Below are 17,814 nucleotides of genomic sequence, written 5' to 3' on the forward strand. Positions count from 1 at the left end.
ACAAATAAAACATCACCCCACGGAAAGCATTCGTTGAAGCGTAGAACAACGATGATGAAGTAGCAAAAAAACCCTGAAAATTTTACTGTTTGTAAAATTTTCAGGGCTTTTGAACTTCTAAGATGCGTTTTGTCCCAGCTCTATAATTTATTGTGAATCGAATACCTTTAAATCATAAGAGTAAATACTTTTTCTTTGAACGCTTGATAATAGTTCGGATAAGCCAGTTATATCAAGGCTACTTACTCGATTGCCATTGTTTAAATCATATTCCTCTAAATAGTATTTTTCTTTCTTATCTTCACTATATCTTAGGACAAAAAGGGAACCATCCTTAAAATAAGTTTCTTCATTATTTCTTATTTTAGATTCACTAGCATCTTCTAAAGAGAATTTTAGCTGGATTTCTTCCGTGTTTGTATCAAAGGTGTAAACTTCCCCTAAGCCATTGATAAAGTACAACATGTCATTATATATATAAGCAGAATTCTTAAAATTATATGGAATAGTCGCCACAAGATCCTTCATATCCTTATATTCTATGAAATCATACGTTTCCTGCTGAAGAGTTTCCTTATTGATTCGATAAAGACTGGTCTTTTCGTTGAAATCATCTATCGCTGATGACAAGATTAAATAGTAATATGATTGATCTGATAATACAGGGGCTAATGCGTTAAAAAACTCATCTTTTGGTGTGTCTACTTTCGATAAATGATCAACCTCTAAGGATGTATCAAATGTTACTTCCTTTAAATTGAATTCATTTTTATCTACATCCTGGGTAAGAATATTTACCTTGTCACTTTCAACACCAGAGGCTGCGATATAAAAGGGGATTTTATCTGTTTGAAAATTTTTCTCGTTTCCAAACCGAACATCTGAACGATATCCGTTTCCGTCCTGAGCAAATCCACTGTTATAAATGCTGAAGAATATTTCCTCGTCTTGAATATAACCTGTACGTTCACCTGTGTACTGGTCAGTTTTCATTGGAAATTCCTTATATTCCTCACCCACTAGGCGTACCATATCTTTTTCCTCTAAAAAAACTTTATTTTCATAAACTACTGTGCTTCCTAACTCCAATCCCTCCATTTTTAATGCTTGGGCTTTACCTGATTTTTCAATAAAAACAGCATAACTAAATCCTTCCCCGTCTATGTCCTGATCAGCTGTAGTAGACAGATACAGAATAGCCTTTTTGTTATGTAGAAAATTTTCCTCCTCGATATCCGCTTTAGATAGAAGTAAACTGCTATTTGCTTGTGTAGGTGTGAAAAAAAGCGTGTAGGCGAAGTAAACAATAACCCCTAGGCCCATGATTCCGATTACAGAAACTATATTTTTTTTCATATAAAAAACCCTCCTAAAGGTAAAATGACAATAGGCAGCATTTCCACTGTCCTATTGTCATTCTAATGTTAAATGTTTCTTACTAGAGTTGTACCTGGTGCATCCCGCACATCTCTAGGATATACTCCAAGTCCACCATCGTCATCTAAATCTAAGTTACCGTTTAATTTATAGGCAGACCAAATTAACTTCGAACAGTTTTTGGCTCCGTTATGTCCAGTAGATCTGTTAGTTGCAAAATTATATGAATAACTCTGACCTACTTGTGAATAGGCCCAATTAGCAGCATTATTTCTATTTGTTGAAGTTGTGCTAACTGATTTAACTAGAGCACCCGAACTATCTACCTTTCTAGCAGTTGTAGAGATTGTGCGAACACCAGAAGAAGGAACGGATTCTACTATTGTAGTAGAAGTATAATAAAGTCCGACATGACCATGATCAAGATAGGCTGTTTGAGAAGGTGTGTAGTAGAAGTTACCTTTAGTACTGTTACCTACACTAACTGTTCCACCACTTGCGCCTTGAGTTTGATTGGACTTTGCTTCAGCCAATCCTTGAGCTTGATCGTTTTTTAACTCTTTATAGATTTGTTCTAAAATCTGTTCTTCCGTTTCTCCGGTGTTTTTTGCGATTTCACGAACACTGGACATCATTTCTTCAGAAGATACATCTGGTTGTAGGGACAAGATTTCATCAAGATAAGAATAGCTGTTGGCAGAGGCAAAGGAAGTCGAGAAGAGTAGCATAGCTGTTACAGATAGAGCAGCGAATGGTTTTTTCATAATACAACTCCTTTTTCATATTTTTACTACATCTTTAATTTTAATCATTTAGTACAAATTTACAATTGGGAAAAAAATCACAAAATATACCGCGGTAATTAAATTAATTGAATTTTATAAATAAAAAATCTTAATATTCTCTACGTGAAATTTAGACTCATATTAAGTATGTTTCTGTATGGGGAGCAATTAGTGACGATTGTAGCCTGATGTCATTGAGAATATAAATTAAAATATCTACTATTTTAGTTGGTAAATTTTTAATACAAATAATTGAATTTGGGAAAATAAATAGCAGTAAAGAAGGAAATGAGTTCCTTTCTCTAGAAATAATAAGAGAATGTTTATTAAGGAGGAATAAAATGGAACTAAAAACAATATTAAGAGAATGGCAAAATGAAAAAGGAGAGCTGGAAAATTTTGAGGAAGTCATAAAAGAAATGCTTATTCATATAGGCTCAGTGGATGCCGAGCTAAGAGATAGTTTAATTTACTCAACTTTTTACGGGCTCATAAAGAACGATAAATTGTCAAACGATCTCATGTTAAAAATACTAGACATCTGTTTAACAGAAGAATATTTATTTAAAGGCATAGGTGAACAAGACACCGATACAGTGTTTACTAGATCATTCTCATCTTTAGTCATTGCTTTGATTGTAGAAAAGGATAAAACAAAAGAGTTTTTGGAAAAACAGCAATTAGAAGAAGTCTATAAAAAAACGATTACATATTTACTGACAGAAAAGGATGTGAGAGGTTATGTAGATGGGAAGGGGTGGGCGCATAGTATTGCTCACGGCGCAGATCTCTTTGAATCTATTATTAGTCATCCTTCGTACGATCTATTACACGCTGAAGAATGCCTAAACGTTATAAAAGCTTGCATTTGGAAGGATACTGTTCTCCAAGATGATGAGGATGAACGATTAATCTTTGCAGTGGAAGCACTGATAGAACAAGGTTTACTGGAGGAAATGCTTGTAGAATGGGTACATAACTTTGAGAGTTTATTGGGGACAAGCTTAAAAGAACAGAATCGCATAGTCTTTTACAAATATCGATCTAATGTAATGAACTTCTTAAAATCTCTTTATTTTCGATTAACATATCTCGATCAAAATATACATACGCAGCATCAAATCAAAAAAACATTGAAAAATTTACATGAAGCTATGTACAAGAGAGAGTAATCACAGGTTCAGTACGGAAAAAGGAGAAAATAGATGACTGATCAAATAACAGTGGTATGGGGGCAACATCCAGTAAGGTTAAAGTGGCAGCGTTCAAAGTTAATAGGAAACAAAGACACAGTAACAAGTGTACACGGATGCTGCTTTCACCTAGGAAAAATGTTATTAGTTAAAGTGAAAAAGAGGGGATTTAATCTACCTGGAGGGCATATAGAAGGAAATGAAACTCCAGAAGAAGCATTACACCGAGAGGTCTTCGAAGAAGGGTATGTAAAGGGAAAAGCTACTTATATTGGGGCTATTGAGGTAAATCATGAAGAAAATCCTTACTTTGAACCAAATGGTAAGTATCCTATGATTGGTTATCAATTATTTTATCGGTTGGATATAGAAGAATGCGAGCCCTTTCAGCGGAAGCACGAAACAACGACGCGTATTTGGGTTGAACCAGAAGAAGTTCCTTATATCATTGATGATCATGATATAATCCTTTCTATCATCGACGAAGCAAAAATGATCAAGTATATAAGCTAAGTTCAAAAAAAACCTCAAAGCATTTATGCTTCGAGGTTTTTGGTTATTATTTAGCTTCTGTACCACTATCTGTACCTTCTGTCTCAGTACCTTCAGTTTCGGTAGAGGTAGTGTCATCAGTACCATCAGTTCCTGTAGTACTGTCTTGATCATCTTGAGTATCTACTTCGCCTTCATTTTCAGAATCAATTCCTGTATCATTTTGTCCATCATCTTCAAAAGTCGGGTCCTCTACTTCGATATCATTGATATCATCGTCTCCATCACCACATGCTCCTAATAGTAATGCTGAACTTAAAACTATTGGTAAAGCAAATATTCTTTTCTTCATTTTAAAATTCCTCCATTCATAGTTAGTAAAGTTTTTTCTAGGCCTACTTTATGTCTACCTCATATTTTTAACTTTAAACTTTATTCTTGAATCAATTTGAAAATAGCAAAATTTTAATATGAAAGACTTGGTAATATATATGCTATAATTTATATTTGTGTATATGGAAGAAGCTCCGAGGAGGACCATCATTGCTGCAAACATTTTTGATCAATATATTATTTATAACTTTACCTGTTCTGCTATTTGTTATCTTTATAGATAACTATAAGGGTAAAAAAAATTTATTTTATTATATATTTTCTTCAATTGTTTCTATGTTTTTGTGTATGATTTATCCAATAAGATTAGAATTAGGTTTTACAGTAGATTTAAGATATATTCCGTTTATTACTTTGGCTTTATATGGCGGCCACAAGACACTATTACCTTTATACATTACGTTAAATATTGTACGTTTCTTTGTTGGTGGAGAGGGAATGTTTCAGTCGTTTATTTTTTCAACATTGACTTTTATTATTATTCCACTGGTGCATAAAAAATTTATTAGCCTATCCCCTAAAAATAGAATAATTACAGGCATAATAATAGTATTAGTTAACGGGTTGACTTACTTAATTTCGTTATCCACCTATTTTGAAACGTTGACATCCGAATATTGGAACGTTGTTGGTTACGTTATTATTACTTATGCAGTCATTATGCTATTTAATATGATTATGATTGAAAAGATTCTGTCCAATATTAAACAGCGAGATAACTTTCTTCGTTCTGAGCGATTGCATGTGATGAGCGAGCTATCAGCATGTGTCTCTCATGAAATTAGAAATCCGCTTACAGTGACAAATGGATTTTTACAATTGTTAAGCGTTTCAAAGGATATTACACCAAACGACAAAGTTTATATAGAATATTCTCTAAAAGAGTTGAATAGAGCAGAAAGTATTTTAAATGATTATTTAGCATTTGCTAAGCCACAATCCGTCCATATGGTTCACTCTACTATGGAAGAGGAGCTCGTATATGTAAAAAATATTATGATGCCATTTGCTAAATTTAACGAAGTGGAAATCATTCTTGAGTTTCAGAACACAGCGAAGATTAAATTTGACTCAAATCAAATGAAACAATGCATTATTAACTTAATAAAGAATGGTGTTGAAGCGATGAAGGGCAAGGGGGGGATTCTTTTTGTCCAAGCTGTACAACTAGGAAAACACCTTGTTATTACCATTAAAGATCAAGGTATTGGGATGTCTTCAGAAGAAATAAGTCAGTTAGGGAAGCCTTATTACTCGAATAAAAAAGAAGGAACTGGTCTTGGTATGCTGATGGTTTATGGGACAATCTCCAAGCTAAAAGGAAATGTAGAAGTAAAAAGTAAGAAGGGTAAAGGAACGACATTCACTCTGACTTTACCAGTTTAAAAGGAAGTGCTAAATATTAGTGCTTCTTTTTTTAGTATAGAGTCACTTCCATTTAGGTAAGCTCAACTTTTAGTATCACTATAAGCAGCCTGGAGTTTTAGATATGTACAATGAACAATATAGGGAGGGTATTTTATGGCATTATTAAATCCAACTCTGTTTGCAGAATGGATCGAACCTCATTCATTCGAATGGTACAACCAGCTTGGGAAACAACAAGGAGAATATGCTTATTCATGGAATTCTACTATTTTAAAACCTAATGGAGAAATTCTTTTCGATGAGGAGGTTAAAAAAATGATTGCGTCTAAAAAAGTATTAGATGTTGGATGTGGTCATGGAGAATTCGCTATCGAATGTAGCCCTATTGCAAAAGAAATAGTAGGATTTGATGTAACTAACCTCTTTATTGAACAGGGAAAAAGAAAGAAGCCTGATAACGTCTCTTTCGTGCAAGGTAGCACGAAAGAAGAGTTGTCCTTTTCAGAAGATGAATTTGACTGTGCATATATTCGGAAAGGGCCCACATCAGGATATCTTGCTTTGACGCAAACTGTAAAAAAAGGTGGAGCTGTACTCGGATTGCATCCTGGTGATGATATGGACAAGGAACTTCCTATTTTATTTCCAAATCTCTTTCAAGCCAAGTTACCAAGAGATTCAACATTAAAGGCTATACAAAAAAGATTAAAGACAGCGAACTTTGATAAATGGGAAATCGAAACGGTGAGCAATATAGAAATACTACACAGCCCTATGGACATCATAAATAAAAGATGTTTTGGACAGCATCCATTCGTGACAGAGAAAATTAAAAATGAAAACCTAAACGAGATAACGGAGATTTTTGGTCTCCATGAGATGAATGGCTTACCTATAACGAACTCTTACTATATTGTTCGGGCAACAGTTTAATCGTTACCAATGAACTTGCTTCTTCTTTCTAAAAGTAAGTTATCTCTCCATTCTCCATTATGCTTTCCAATTCGCTCTCGATATCCCACCACTCTAAAACCGTTTTTCTTGTGAAGTTCTATACTAGCTTTGTTTTCTGGAAATATACTTGCCTGTAGCATCCAATAGCCTTGTTCTTCTGAACTAGCGATTAACTTTCCAAGTAACTTATTTCCAATACCTAAACCGATTGCTTTTGGATGAACGTATATACCTACTTCCCCAACTCCTGCGTAAACAGCCCTGTATGAGACAGGGCTAAGTCTGCACCAGCCTTTTACCGCTTCATTATGTAGCATGACGAAAGTACATATCTTGTCCGCTTTTGAAATCCATTGTTCATATGAAGATGGGGCACTCGTCTCAAAGGTTGCGTTACCAGTAGAGATACCTGCTTCATAAATATACTTGATTTGCTCCCAATCTTTTTCATTTGCTAGCCTCATTTCCATAGATACTCCCCCCTTATAAAAAATATAAGTATTTGAATTGTAAATGGCAAGAAATGTTTTCTTTACAAATATAATTTAAACGTTTAAAATTAGTTAGCCTAACTAACTAATTTAGGGGGAATTGAAATGCAACCATTTTTTACTACTCTAAAATTGATTTCTCGACCATATAGTGGCAAAATGCATGATTTATTGATGCCACTAGGCTTAACAGAAATACAGTGGGGACTGATACGTATTTTGCAAGAAGAGGGGCCTTCAACCTTTACGGATGTAGCAGCTTATTGGAGAGTAGAAAAGCCGTCCGTAACTCCGATTGCTCAAAAGCTAGTAGATCAAGACCTAATCTACATAGGGACAGGCCAGGATAAGCGACAAAAAGTGATGCATTTAACAAGTCTAGGTGTTTTGAAATATAAGGAAGCAAAATTAATAGTAGAAGCCTTTCAAATGGACCTATTAAAAGGTATCACGGAAGAGGAAAGAAAAATTACAGAACGAGTATTAGAAAAGCTACTTGTTAATTTAAAGGGAAGATGATGGCAGTGATAAAAGAAAAATTATGGACAAAGGAATTTCTTTTCATTTCCTTGATCAATTTTATAATTACTTTAATGTTTTACTTATTAATCGTTACGATTGCTTCTTATGCTCAGTCAGAATATGGAGCAACTACTAGCACAGCAGGTCTAGTATCAAGTATTTTCATAATAGGGTCTCTAATAGGCAGATTAGGGGCAGGTAGAGCAATAGGGAATATAGGGACTCAAAAAACATTGTGGATAGGATTATTATTTTTTACGATTACATCTGCCTTATATTTTGCGACTTTTAATATTGGACTTCTTATTGTTAATAGACTACTTCAAGGGATTGCTGTTGGTATTGCAGGAACAGCTACCGGCACGATTGTTGCTCAAATCTTACCGAATACTCGTAAGGGAGAAGGCATAGGCTACTACAGTTTAAGTGCCATATTAGCAACAGCAATAGGTCCATTTCTAGGCATTCTATTATTGAAAATGGAAGGTGGATTCCAATGGATTTTTGCTATGAATGTAGTGCTTTCGGTTGTGTGCTTAATCATCTACGCGATTGTAAAGATAGATGTGCCATTACCTAAATTTCCAAATCAAGATATGGAAAAAAGCTCATTTATATCGAAATTTATAGAGCCTAGAGCTATACCTATCTCTTTTGTGGCATTATTAATCGGATTTAGCTATTCTGGTGTCATGTCCTTTTTATCCTTCTATGCTGAAGAGATAAATCTAGTAACTGCAGCAAGTTATTTCTTTTTAATTTATGCTATAGTCGTTATTTTTTCTCGTCCTTTTACAGGAAAGCTGATGGATACTAGAGGAGCTAATATTGTAACGTATCCTTGTTTAGTTTTGTTTGCTATCGGTATGTTTTTATTCAGCCAGGCAACTGCTGGGTGGATGCTTTTACTTGCAGCAGCACTCATTGGGGTCGGTTATGGTAACTTTAATTCAATCGCTCAAAGTGTAGCAGTGAAGGTAACTCCACCACATCGATTTGGTCTTGCAACATCCACTTATTTTATTTTATATGATATTGGATTAGGAGTAGGTCCATTCCTATTAGGCTTCGTAGTACCGTATAGCGGTTATCGTCCTATTTTTCTTTCCATGGTCTTTTTGATACTAATTTGTATTCCTATTTATTACTTACTGCATGGTAGAAGAGATAAAGAACTTTTAAAAATATCCTGAATGAATTAACTTCATAATCTTTTTTGTAAAACAGTTAGAGATAGTATAAAAAGTAGACATGTTAAAACACGACCTTCATACTTATAGAAAATAAAGGGAGCGTGTTTATTATGATAAGGACAAGTAGAGAAATGCGTGATTATCTGGTGAAATTGGTAATCGAAGATGGAAGAAAGGCAACCGAATTAGGATATGAACATGGGATCAAGCCGCAAAGAATTCGTGCCTGGGTAAGGGCCTACAACAAGAAGCAGGAGCTTTCAAATAATGAACATCTCATCTCTTCTACAGAACTGAAAAGACGCATAGCAGAGCTAGAGAAGAACGAAAAAGAACTGAAGGAGGAAAATGAAATCTTAAAAAAGGCCATGCATGTCTTCGCCAAAGGCCACACGTGATATTTACGTTCATAGAGGAACATCAAAATGAGTTTCGCGTGGTGAAGATGTCTGAAGTTTTAAAGGTTTCAACTAGTGGTTATTACAAATGGTTGAGAGAAAAAGAGAAACGGAACAGAATTCAAGAGGAAAAAGAAGAAATCAACCAACTCATCCGAACCAGCTTCATTGAAAGTCATGGAACTTATGGCAGCCCGCGAATCGCAAAAGATTTGGAGGCGCAAGGTGTTCACGTGTGTGAGCGGACAATAGGGAAACGAATGAACGAGATGGGACTCCGTGCGACATCAGCGACCCCTTACGTGGTGACGACGGATTCCAATCACCAACATCCTATCTATCCAAATCTGCTTGAACGCAAATTCTTGGCGGAAGCACCTAATACCGTATGGGTAACAGATATAACGTATATCTGGACTATACAGGGGTGGTTATATCTGGCGAGCGTGATGGACCTTTTTTCACGAAAAATTATTGGCTGGAGTATTAGAGACAATATGAAAAAAGAATTACCCTTCGAAGCCCTCCAACAGGCAATTATGATAAGGGACCCAGGGGAAGGACTAATTCATCACTCGGACCGTGGATCGCAATATTGTTCGCAGGATTATACCGGGTTATTGACCGAAAGAGAAATGAAGGGCAGCATGAGTCGCAAGGGAGATCCTTATGACAATGCCTGTATCGAGTCGTTCCATGCGACGATCAAGAAAGAGTTGATCTACCGCCATAAATGGGAGACGCGTGAGCAAGCAATCAAAGCGGTTGGGCATTATATTGACCAATTCTATAATACGAGAAGAAGGCATTCCACGTTGGGTTATGTGAGTCCTGTAGACTTTGAACAAGCGTTCAATAAAAGTTGTCTTTTGGCTGCAGGGTGAGAAAATCAGAGATGGTGGAAATAGGATAGGTATGGTTGTGACCTATCCTGTTTTCACCATCCCAGCAAGCGACAGCGCGGTAGTGGAAGAAAAAAAGTTGTGAATTAATTTGTCTACTTTCTTTACAGAAGACCAGTATGCACTTGGAGGAGAATGGTGTTATCGGATTTCATAAGGCTGTTATGCCCCAGCTATTATTAATTGTTAATGGAGAGGGATGGGTAACTGGTAATGAACAAACGAAGATACAGGTAAGAGCTGGAGATGCAGTTTTCTGGGAAAAGGGAGAGGGACACGAAACGATGACAGATACTTTATTAACTGCCATAGTGATAGAGGCAAAGGAATTGAAACCAGAGGAATTTATGCCATTGAAAGAGGTATCTAATCGATGAAGTGGGATGACGCTACAAATCAAGTCAAAGAATTTACCATACAAGTAATAGACGAAATTCAAACGGTGATAAAAGAAAATAGTGTCGGTTTTTATTTACACGGATCTCTAGCCTTAGGAGGGTTCAATCCGTTAAGTAGTGACATAGATTTAATGGTAGTGACAGAAAAAGCCTTATCATTACACGAAAAATTAACATTAACCGAGTTTTTTTTAAAGTCGTCTAACAAACCTTTCCCAATAGAAATTAGTTTTATGAATAGAAACCAGCTAGAAAAATGGGAGTATCCACCAGCCTATGATTATCATTATAGTGAGTACTGGAGAGAAAGATACGAAAAAAACAAAAAGCAATGGCTTATAGATGAGTATAGAGATGCTGATTTGGCTGCCCACATCACTATCATTAACTACAAAGGAATATGTCTTAGAGGTGAATCAATAGAGCATGTATTCCCGAATATTCCTATGACTGATTATATCGATTCAATTTTGGAAGACTATAGAGACTGTTTGAGTAACATTGAGAAAAAACCAGTTTATTGCATATTAAATATGCTAAGGGTATACCGTTATTTAAATGATGGTACTATTTTCTCGAAAATGGAGGCTGGTAAGTGGGGAGTAACATATTTACCTGAAAAGCATAGCCAGCTAGTGAATCTTGCCATAGACATCTATAAAGGGAAGAGGTCTGATTTACAGTTTAAGACGGAAATTTTAGTAGCATTTAAAGAGTATATAAAAGAAGAAGTAAACGCTTTACTAACCTTAAGGTCAGGTAGAATAGATGAAAATTAAAGATATATACATAGAGCTATGTGTAGAGGATAATTTTATCGGTATTGGTTCTACTCGCAAAGTATATAAATATAATGATATGGTGATTAAAAGATTTTTACATCCAATAGGATATAAACAAGGGATAAACGAGCAATATATGTATGATTTCTTGGAGAAAGAGAGCTTAGCAGAGCACGTAGCAAAGGTAACTTATTTAGATGAACAAATACTAATACAACCTTATTTTAAACCTTTACCATTGGAAAATGGGTGTTCGTATGAATTAGATCTTATCCATGATAGTCGTTTAACAGATGACCTGAAGCATGCAATTCATCTTATTGACTCAAAGTTAGATGGTTTTGACTTTTTGGATAGCAGAAATTACGGATTAAATGATAAAGGCAATTTAATATTAATTGATTATGGGATGACAAAACAACTGTATGAGAACGAATGGGTGCCCTTAGCAGAATCAGGTATATTACCGCAAATCTTTTATAATCAATGTGTAATCTGTGGCTTGAAAAAGGAGCTACGAATGTATGGCGATGGGGACTCAGACCACCGCTGTATTGAATGTGGAAAAGAATAATTCAGTATATAAACCTTCTATTAAAAACTTTAAAAAAACGGACAATAAACAAGCTTGGATGTACCATGTTTGTTTATTGTCCGTTTATTATTATTTCAAGTCTTCTGCTGGTAATGTATTGTGTAAGGAAGGAGGAGCTGGGCTTAAGACTGGCTTGGGAGGTAATTTTTACAGCTTTGTTAAAGTTATTGGTTGATTTTGACTAACCATTCTTTTTTATAGTGACTGTAAACATAAACAAAGGAACTTTCAATTGGCTATTAAGAACATAAATAGATGATGAAATTGGGGTTGGGTACAGTTTTACGGCTATGTTTATGCGAGTAAATTTATAAGCACTTATCGATGCATTAAAGCTGTTCCCATTTATTGATTGAAGCGCCAGACGGCGACTCCTACGGGATGAGTGAAACAGATAAGTCATCTCAACCAGCGCGTAAGCGATGGGTGATGGCTTATCGCTCACGCCGAGGAAAGCGGCCGGCTGGTGCGAAAAATCAATTTTACCCTCTGTTCTAAGATTTCTTTGCATCATCAATCAATCCTACCCTTCAACATAGCCTTTTAAAAGAAATATCCAACATGATACGAGGAAAATTAAGGCAATATGATAGCATATCACCTAAGATCTTTAAAAAACAATTAAGGGTTTACTCGAAAAATGAAAAAGAGATTTCTCTTTCATTTATTGAATTCATATAAATAATTGAATTGTAATATTATTCTCTATTAAAAATTTAATCAATAATAAGATTAATAATAAGTAGAAAAGGGGAATGTATAACTAAATAGAAAGAAAAGATAGGGGGGACTTTTTTGATATATGTAAAATTAATTGGACAAATAATCTTAATTTCTTTATTTATTTATTATGTGAGTGGCAAATTAATGGGTTCTCAAATAAACTTTATGAAAAGAGTGCTTTCTGTATTTATAAGCTTAGTATTTACGCTATTTGTGTACTGGTATTCATATTTACAGAGCGTTGATGTTTTTTCGGAGAACTTTGCTTATTCATTTATGGATGTGAGCACTATTATATGGATTGGTAGCATGCTATTAATATCCATGCTGTTATATTTGTTCTTTGAGCTATTTAGTCCAATGGATTCAGGAGAGCGAAAAGAAAGTGGAATAAAACCTAGGCCGTTTCTTTTGAGGATAAGAAATCAATGGAGAGGGCAAAAAAGGATGCGACAAGTCATCCAAATTGCTGTGAAAAATGGTATTTCAAGAGCAATGAAATACTCAAGGTACAGAAATAATGATCATGAAATGGCTATTGCTTTTCGGAATACGTTGGAGCAGGCTGGTGGAATATTTATTAAATTTGGTCAGGTGCTTTCCACTCGTCGAGATCTATTTTCTCCAGTATTTATCAAAGAGTTAGAAAAGCTACAGCAAAACGTAGAACCTTTGAAGGAATCAGAAGTAAAATCTATACTTGAAAAGTCTTTGCCCTATAAAATGGAGGATATGTTCTCGTATTTTGACATGATTCCAGTAGCTTCTGCATCAATTGGTCAAGTACATAAAGCCATCTTAAAGGATAATAACCAACAGGTTGTTGTTAAGCTTTTGCGACCTGATGTTAAAAGTATGATAAGAGATGATTTAAATATATTGCTAGAGTTTGTTCGATGGCTAACAGATAAATCATCTTGGGCTGCACGACTCGGCCTTTGTGAGCTAGCCTTAGGATTTGCACAAAATTTGAAGGAAGAAGTAAATTTCGAAATCGAAAAAAGAAATGTTTTACAAATAAAAAAAGCGCTAGAGGAGAGTAAATACGAAGTTAAGATTCCTCATGTTTATGCTGAGCTTAGTAATGACTGTATCATCGTTTTTGAACATGCATACGGTCAGAGTGTCGCGAACGGGGATTCTTTGTTTCAATCACTGAATATCGATCGTGAGCAATTTGCTCGCACAGTTTTATATTCCTTTTTTGATCAAATATTAAATTCAGGGATATTCCATGCCGACCCTCACCCTGGGAACATATTCATCGATAAAGCAGATGGAACGCCAATATTGCTAGACTTTGGTGCTGTTGGTAGATTGGCAGAGCCCCAACAAGAAGGTATGAAGATATTTTTAATGGGGATTCAACATAATGATGCCGACATGCTTTATGATGCGATTACTTTACTTGTAGAAGATCACGAGCATATAGATCGGGTAAAAATGGAACAGGCGCTTTCGCAAATCCTTCTTCGCATATCGTATGTGGAACAAATACCAACGGAAGAACTAATTCAAGCCTTCTTTAAAGTCGTTAGAGATTTTGGACTATCTTTTTATCCTTCGGTTGGTATAGCTTTACGTTCTATTGTTACGCTAGAGGGCACTTTACATTTAGTTCAACCAAATTTTGATATTTTTACAGAAGCAAAGGAATATTCTTCACATTACTTGAGTTCTCTCTTTAAGAAACCTTTCAGAGATCCAGGTGCTACAAAAGAGCGACTAGAGGAAGAATTCGCTTTAATGATTCCAGCTTTACGAAAAATTCCAAGACGAGTGGATAAGCTAGTTCAAAAAGTGGAAAGTGGAAAAATAATATTACACCATGATATCTTTTCCGACAAAAATAATGCTGAATTCGTAACCAATCTATTTTCTCGTTTTATATTATTACTAGTTGGAATCACTTTTGGAATTATCTCTTCTTCACTACTAGCTATTGCTCAATTCATTGATGCTGTTTATGCAGTCTATTTAAATGCTGCTGCCTTTGTTGGGCTATTTCTGTGTGCAGTGTTATTAGTGCGACTATCAATACAAGCGATTCGTTTAATGAAAAGACGTTAATTATTGACTGAAGACAAACTAAAAGTTGTCTTCAGTTTTTTTTTAAAAGTATAAAACCATCATTCCTTAATCTAATGGAATATTAGGCTTTACCCATAGTTTAGAATAATCCACATAACCAAAGTGCTTTATCTTAATGTTCATTAAGTCTGATGAAAAAGGGATTTGCCGTTTCGAATAGTATAAAGGACAAACCAATGAATCTTCTATGAGCATACGATCCATTTCGTTATTGAGAGCTGTCCATTTATCAAATGGAGTAATGGGATATTCTTTTAATTTGGTTTGATATTTCTTTTGTCCTTTTAATACAGCAGCTAATGGGGAATAGCCATTCATAAGAAAATGAAAAAATGAATAATTTTGATTCATCTCAAAGATTTCTCCATGTATATATAAGTCAGCCTCAGGATTTAATTCCCTATTTAATAGATTGTCTTTAAAGGAGACTGTGATAATATCAACGGGAATGCCATTCTTAGTAAGTATTTCTTTTAACCAGTGTGAAGAGTTGTTAGTGTATTTTACTAGTTTTAATACAATAGGTTTCTTGAACTTCGGTCGAGGTATGTTATGTAATTCATATGGTGTACTTATTCCAATTAAGCATCCTTCTTCATTAGGTAAAAGTCTGTCATCCGCCGTATTTATCTCGTGCCGGTATTTCGAAATAATGTAATGAAGATAGTGTCTTTGGTCTATATCTAATTGAGGACTAATCAAAACTACTCCAAAGCCTGAGTCACTTTCGATGGGAAAATAGGTTTGCTGATTGGAGGACGTGCGATATACATTTTCGAAATCCTCTGGAACTTGAATAAACTCTATTGTATCTAAAAGAGGTCTTTCGCCGTAAAAGTCTTTAAATGCGACTAATGTAGTAATGGATGGACCATTTTCCTCCACATAGTAGCAGCCTGTCCCATAAACAAAGTCTAAATGCTCCTTATAAATACTGGCATTCATGCTACCTAAAAGCTGCAAGCAGTAGCTACAACCTGCCGGATATGTAATATCAACTATTAGAGGAGTAATTGCCTCTATTTGTTTAATTGGCTCGCAGAGCAAACGAAATTGCTGATTATTTTTAAGTTTCCGAAGGCAATATACTACATCCTCTGCAGTGAGGATGGAACCGTCATGAAAAGCAATATCTTTTTTTAGGTAAAGACGAAGCTTCGAGTCTGTCATATCCCAGCTATGACTAAGCTCTGGAGATACTATTCCGCTTTCATCAACAGAAACTAGACGATTGTATACCGTAGCAACAATATTAGCACTATTTGCGTCTGCTGCTTTTAGTGGGTGAAGTGTGAGAAAAGGATTTTTCCTTGGAACAATAAGCTTATCGTTTATTTGTTGCTCAAAGCCAATTTTGTTTCGGAACTTTTTCATTAGTCTTTGGCGACATTCTGTCGACCAATCAAACATTAAGTATTTGCTGCTTATTTCTGCACTTTCATGTTCTAAAATCTGCATGACTTGCTCCTCGAAACAAGCCTCAACATTTTTTAACCACGTTAACTGTGAGGAATTCCCTCTTCCTTTACCAGAAATAAATTTAATCCATCCCTCTGAAGACCATCTTTGTAAATATCGTTTTGTTTGCTTAGTGCTGAAGCCTATTATAGTTGCAATTTCTTCCTGCTTTATGTTGCCAGAGGGAACAGTGTTCCAAAGGGTTAATAATGAACGATCCATGTCATACACCTCTATAAGTGGACAACTTTAGTCTATTTGTCCATTTTTATATTAAAAAGTCTAGTTTAATATACTAAATACAGAGGAGGAGTACAACATGAAATGGAAAAACTACCCACAAAATATTAAAGTTCGATTAATAACATCTTTTTTTAATAGAGCAGTTTCATCGGCTGTTATGCCTTTTATGGCATTGTTCTTTGCTCAAGAGATGAGCAAAGTATGGGCTGGTTTATTTTTAATAGGTACAGTATGTGTAAGTTTTTTAATCAGCCTAATTGGAGGTTATATTTCGGACCGTTTACCAAGAAAGGGTTTATTAGTAATTACATCTCTCTTAAGTGGGTGTATGTTCGTTTGCATGACCATTAGCTTGCTACCTAAATCTAATATCATTTGGATGTTCGCAACCGCTTATACGCTATATATTATTACAAGCAGTTTAGGGAGGCCTGCTATGCATGCAATCATCATCGATTCTACTTCTCCTGATAATCGAAAAGAAGTATATGCGCTGGATTACTGGCTTACCAATTTGTCTATGGCTATAGGGGCTGCATTAGGAGGATTGCTATATTTAAACCATCAGATTGAATTGTTTACGTTACTCTCTTTTACATCTTTATGCCTTCCGATCGCATATAAAATTTGGTTGGTGGATGGACATAATAAGCTTTTAGAAAAGCAGCACAAAAATGTTTTTGTTGATCTCATACATAATTATAAAATTGCCTTTCAAGATAAACCGTTCGTCCAAGTAGTCGTTGGGTCCATGTTCATTTTTGCTGCCGAGTTTTCTTTAAACAGCTATATAGGTGTAAGGCTAGCGGAAACTTTTGAGTCGGTCCAAATAGGAGACTTCGAGCTTGCCGGAGTTAGAATGCTAAGTTTACTTAATATAGAAAACATGCTTTTAGTAGTTTGTTTGACTTTTTTCATCAATAAAATAACGGATCGTTTTAGCAATAAGCATGTATTACTAGTAGGTCTAGCCTTATATAGTATTGGATACATAACGATAACATCTGCCAATACATGGTATATACTTATATGCTTTAATTTAATAGCTACGGTTGGTGAGTTAATATATTCCCCTGTAAGAAATGCCGAGCAAGCAAATATGATACCCGCAGACAAAAGGGGATCTTACTCCGCATTTTCCAACTTTTCATTTAGCGGGGCAGACTTAATCGCTCGCTCCACGATTATTATCGGGGCATTTTTAATACCGACCATGATGTCAGTATATATTGGAGTTATCCTTATGATTGGAATCGGTTTATTATATGCAGGGTTATTCGTAAGGAAACTAGTCGTAGTTGTATAAACTACTTTTCGTCTGTTTATTCTTGAAAATATTTGTTTAAAAGTCTTGGAGTAAATGAAGAGGCTGGAACATAATTAGTCTCCCTTATGGGTGTGTGGAATAGACATGCCCTCAGGAAAGCGTCCGCTGAAGCGGAGAATAACGATTAAG

At 35.3% G+C, this 17,814-nt stretch carries 18 protein-coding genes; 13 read left to right on the forward strand and 5 right to left on the reverse strand.

Going from position 1 to position 17,814, the window contains the following annotated elements; genetic code table 11:
• Positions 1 to 147: 147 nt before the first annotated feature.
• Positions 148 to 1,356: a hypothetical protein gene (locus tag MKX96_RS09325; RefSeq protein ID WP_340883305.1), complete on the reverse strand. Its 1,209-nt coding sequence runs from the start codon at positions 1,354 to 1,356 to the stop codon at positions 148 to 150.
• A 68-nt stretch (positions 1,357 to 1,424) separates the two neighbouring features.
• Positions 1,425 to 2,141 carry a hypothetical protein gene (locus tag MKX96_RS09330; RefSeq protein WP_340883306.1) on the reverse strand — a complete coding sequence of 239 codons (717 nt, stop codon included), beginning with the start codon at positions 2,139 to 2,141 and terminating at the stop codon, positions 1,425 to 1,427.
• Between the two features lie 362 nt (positions 2,142 to 2,503).
• On the opposite strand from MKX96_RS09330, the gene MKX96_RS09335 reads away from it, so the two are divergent.
• Both MKX96_RS09335 and MKX96_RS09340 read left to right on the forward strand, forming a co-directional pair.
• Positions 2,504 to 3,334: a DUF2785 domain-containing protein gene (locus MKX96_RS09335; protein ID WP_340883307.1), complete on the forward strand. Its 831-nt coding sequence runs from the start codon at positions 2,504 to 2,506 to the stop codon at positions 3,332 to 3,334.
• A 33-nt stretch (positions 3,335 to 3,367) separates the two neighbouring features.
• Positions 3,368 to 3,868 (forward strand): NUDIX domain-containing protein, encoded by a 501-nt coding sequence (locus MKX96_RS09340; protein WP_340883308.1) that lies wholly within the window; start codon positions 3,368 to 3,370, stop codon positions 3,866 to 3,868.
• A gap of 46 nt (positions 3,869 to 3,914) precedes the next feature.
• Here MKX96_RS09340 and MKX96_RS09345 read toward each other — a convergent pair whose 3' ends face one another.
• The gene (locus MKX96_RS09345; protein ID WP_340883309.1) at positions 3,915 to 4,199 is read right to left on the reverse strand and encodes a hypothetical protein; all 285 of its coding nucleotides are present in this window, start codon (positions 4,197 to 4,199) and stop codon (positions 3,915 to 3,917) included.
• Between the two features lie 191 nt (positions 4,200 to 4,390).
• Here MKX96_RS09345 and MKX96_RS09350 point away from each other — a divergent pair, with 191 nt between their 5' ends.
• Positions 4,391 to 5,626, forward strand: a complete 1,236-nt coding sequence (locus MKX96_RS09350; protein WP_340883310.1) for a HAMP domain-containing sensor histidine kinase — start codon at positions 4,391 to 4,393, stop codon at positions 5,624 to 5,626.
• Between the two features lie 135 nt (positions 5,627 to 5,761).
• Entirely contained in the window at positions 5,762 to 6,541 is a 780-nt protein-coding gene (locus tag MKX96_RS09355) for a class I SAM-dependent methyltransferase (protein ID WP_340883311.1), read from the forward strand.
• Here the strand turns inward: MKX96_RS09355 and MKX96_RS09360 are convergent.
• Complete coding sequence (locus MKX96_RS09360) at positions 6,538 to 7,032, reverse strand: GNAT family N-acetyltransferase (protein ID WP_340883312.1); 495 nt, start codon at positions 7,030 to 7,032, stop codon at positions 6,538 to 6,540. The two genes, MKX96_RS09355 and MKX96_RS09360, sit on opposite strands and share 4 nt — an antisense overlap.
• Before the next feature lie 126 nt (positions 7,033 to 7,158).
• Between MKX96_RS09360 and MKX96_RS09365 the strand changes: the two genes are divergently transcribed.
• From MKX96_RS09365 to MKX96_RS09400, 8 genes are all read left to right on the forward strand, one after another.
• Complete coding sequence (locus tag MKX96_RS09365; protein WP_340883313.1) at positions 7,159 to 7,572, forward strand: MarR family winged helix-turn-helix transcriptional regulator; 414 nt, start codon at positions 7,159 to 7,161, stop codon at positions 7,570 to 7,572.
• The gene (locus tag MKX96_RS09370; RefSeq protein ID WP_340883314.1) at positions 7,572 to 8,768 is read left to right on the forward strand and encodes an MFS transporter; all 1,197 of its coding nucleotides are present in this window, start codon (positions 7,572 to 7,574) and stop codon (positions 8,766 to 8,768) included. The genes MKX96_RS09365 and MKX96_RS09370 overlap by 1 nt, the downstream gene beginning before the upstream one ends.
• A gap of 110 nt (positions 8,769 to 8,878) precedes the next feature.
• Positions 8,879 to 9,166, forward strand: coding sequence for a transposase (locus tag MKX96_RS09375; RefSeq protein ID WP_340883315.1), 288 nt, complete (start codon positions 8,879 to 8,881; stop codon positions 9,164 to 9,166).
• Positions 9,163 to 10,050 carry an IS3 family transposase gene (locus MKX96_RS09380; protein WP_340883316.1) on the forward strand — a complete coding sequence of 296 codons (888 nt, stop codon included), beginning with the start codon at positions 9,163 to 9,165 and terminating at the stop codon, positions 10,048 to 10,050. Before MKX96_RS09375 ends, MKX96_RS09380 begins: the two co-directional genes overlap by 4 nt.
• Positions 10,051 to 10,193: 143 nt before the next feature.
• Positions 10,194 to 10,445, forward strand: a complete 252-nt coding sequence (locus MKX96_RS09385) for a hypothetical protein (RefSeq protein WP_340883317.1) — start codon at positions 10,194 to 10,196, stop codon at positions 10,443 to 10,445.
• Positions 10,442 to 11,245, forward strand: coding sequence for an aminoglycoside adenylyltransferase domain-containing protein (locus tag MKX96_RS09390; protein WP_340883318.1), 804 nt, complete (start codon positions 10,442 to 10,444; stop codon positions 11,243 to 11,245). Before MKX96_RS09385 ends, MKX96_RS09390 begins: the two co-directional genes overlap by 4 nt.
• Complete coding sequence (locus tag MKX96_RS09395; protein WP_340883319.1) at positions 11,235 to 11,822, forward strand: protein kinase; 588 nt, start codon at positions 11,235 to 11,237, stop codon at positions 11,820 to 11,822. Before MKX96_RS09390 ends, MKX96_RS09395 begins: the two co-directional genes overlap by 11 nt.
• An 816-nt stretch (positions 11,823 to 12,638) precedes the next feature.
• On the forward strand, positions 12,639 to 14,636 hold the full coding sequence (locus MKX96_RS09400) for an ABC1 kinase family protein (protein WP_340883320.1): 1,998 nt from the start codon (positions 12,639 to 12,641) through the stop codon (positions 14,634 to 14,636).
• A gap of 66 nt (positions 14,637 to 14,702) precedes the next feature.
• On the opposite strand, the gene MKX96_RS09405 is transcribed toward MKX96_RS09400, so the two are convergent.
• The gene (locus MKX96_RS09405; RefSeq protein WP_340883321.1) at positions 14,703 to 16,337 is read right to left on the reverse strand and encodes an ABC transporter substrate-binding protein; all 1,635 of its coding nucleotides are present in this window, start codon (positions 16,335 to 16,337) and stop codon (positions 14,703 to 14,705) included.
• Positions 16,338 to 16,434: 97 nt separating this feature from the next.
• Here MKX96_RS09405 and MKX96_RS09410 point away from each other — a divergent pair, with 97 nt between their 5' ends.
• A complete protein-coding gene (locus tag MKX96_RS09410; RefSeq protein WP_340883322.1) occupies positions 16,435 to 17,664 on the forward strand; it encodes an MDR family MFS transporter in 1,230 nt (409 codons plus the stop codon).
• Positions 17,665 to 17,814 lie beyond the last annotated feature (150 nt).

The organism is Psychrobacillus sp. FSL W7-1493, from assembly GCF_038004905.1.
Taxonomy (GTDB): Bacteria; Bacillota; Bacilli; order Bacillales_A; family Planococcaceae; genus Psychrobacillus.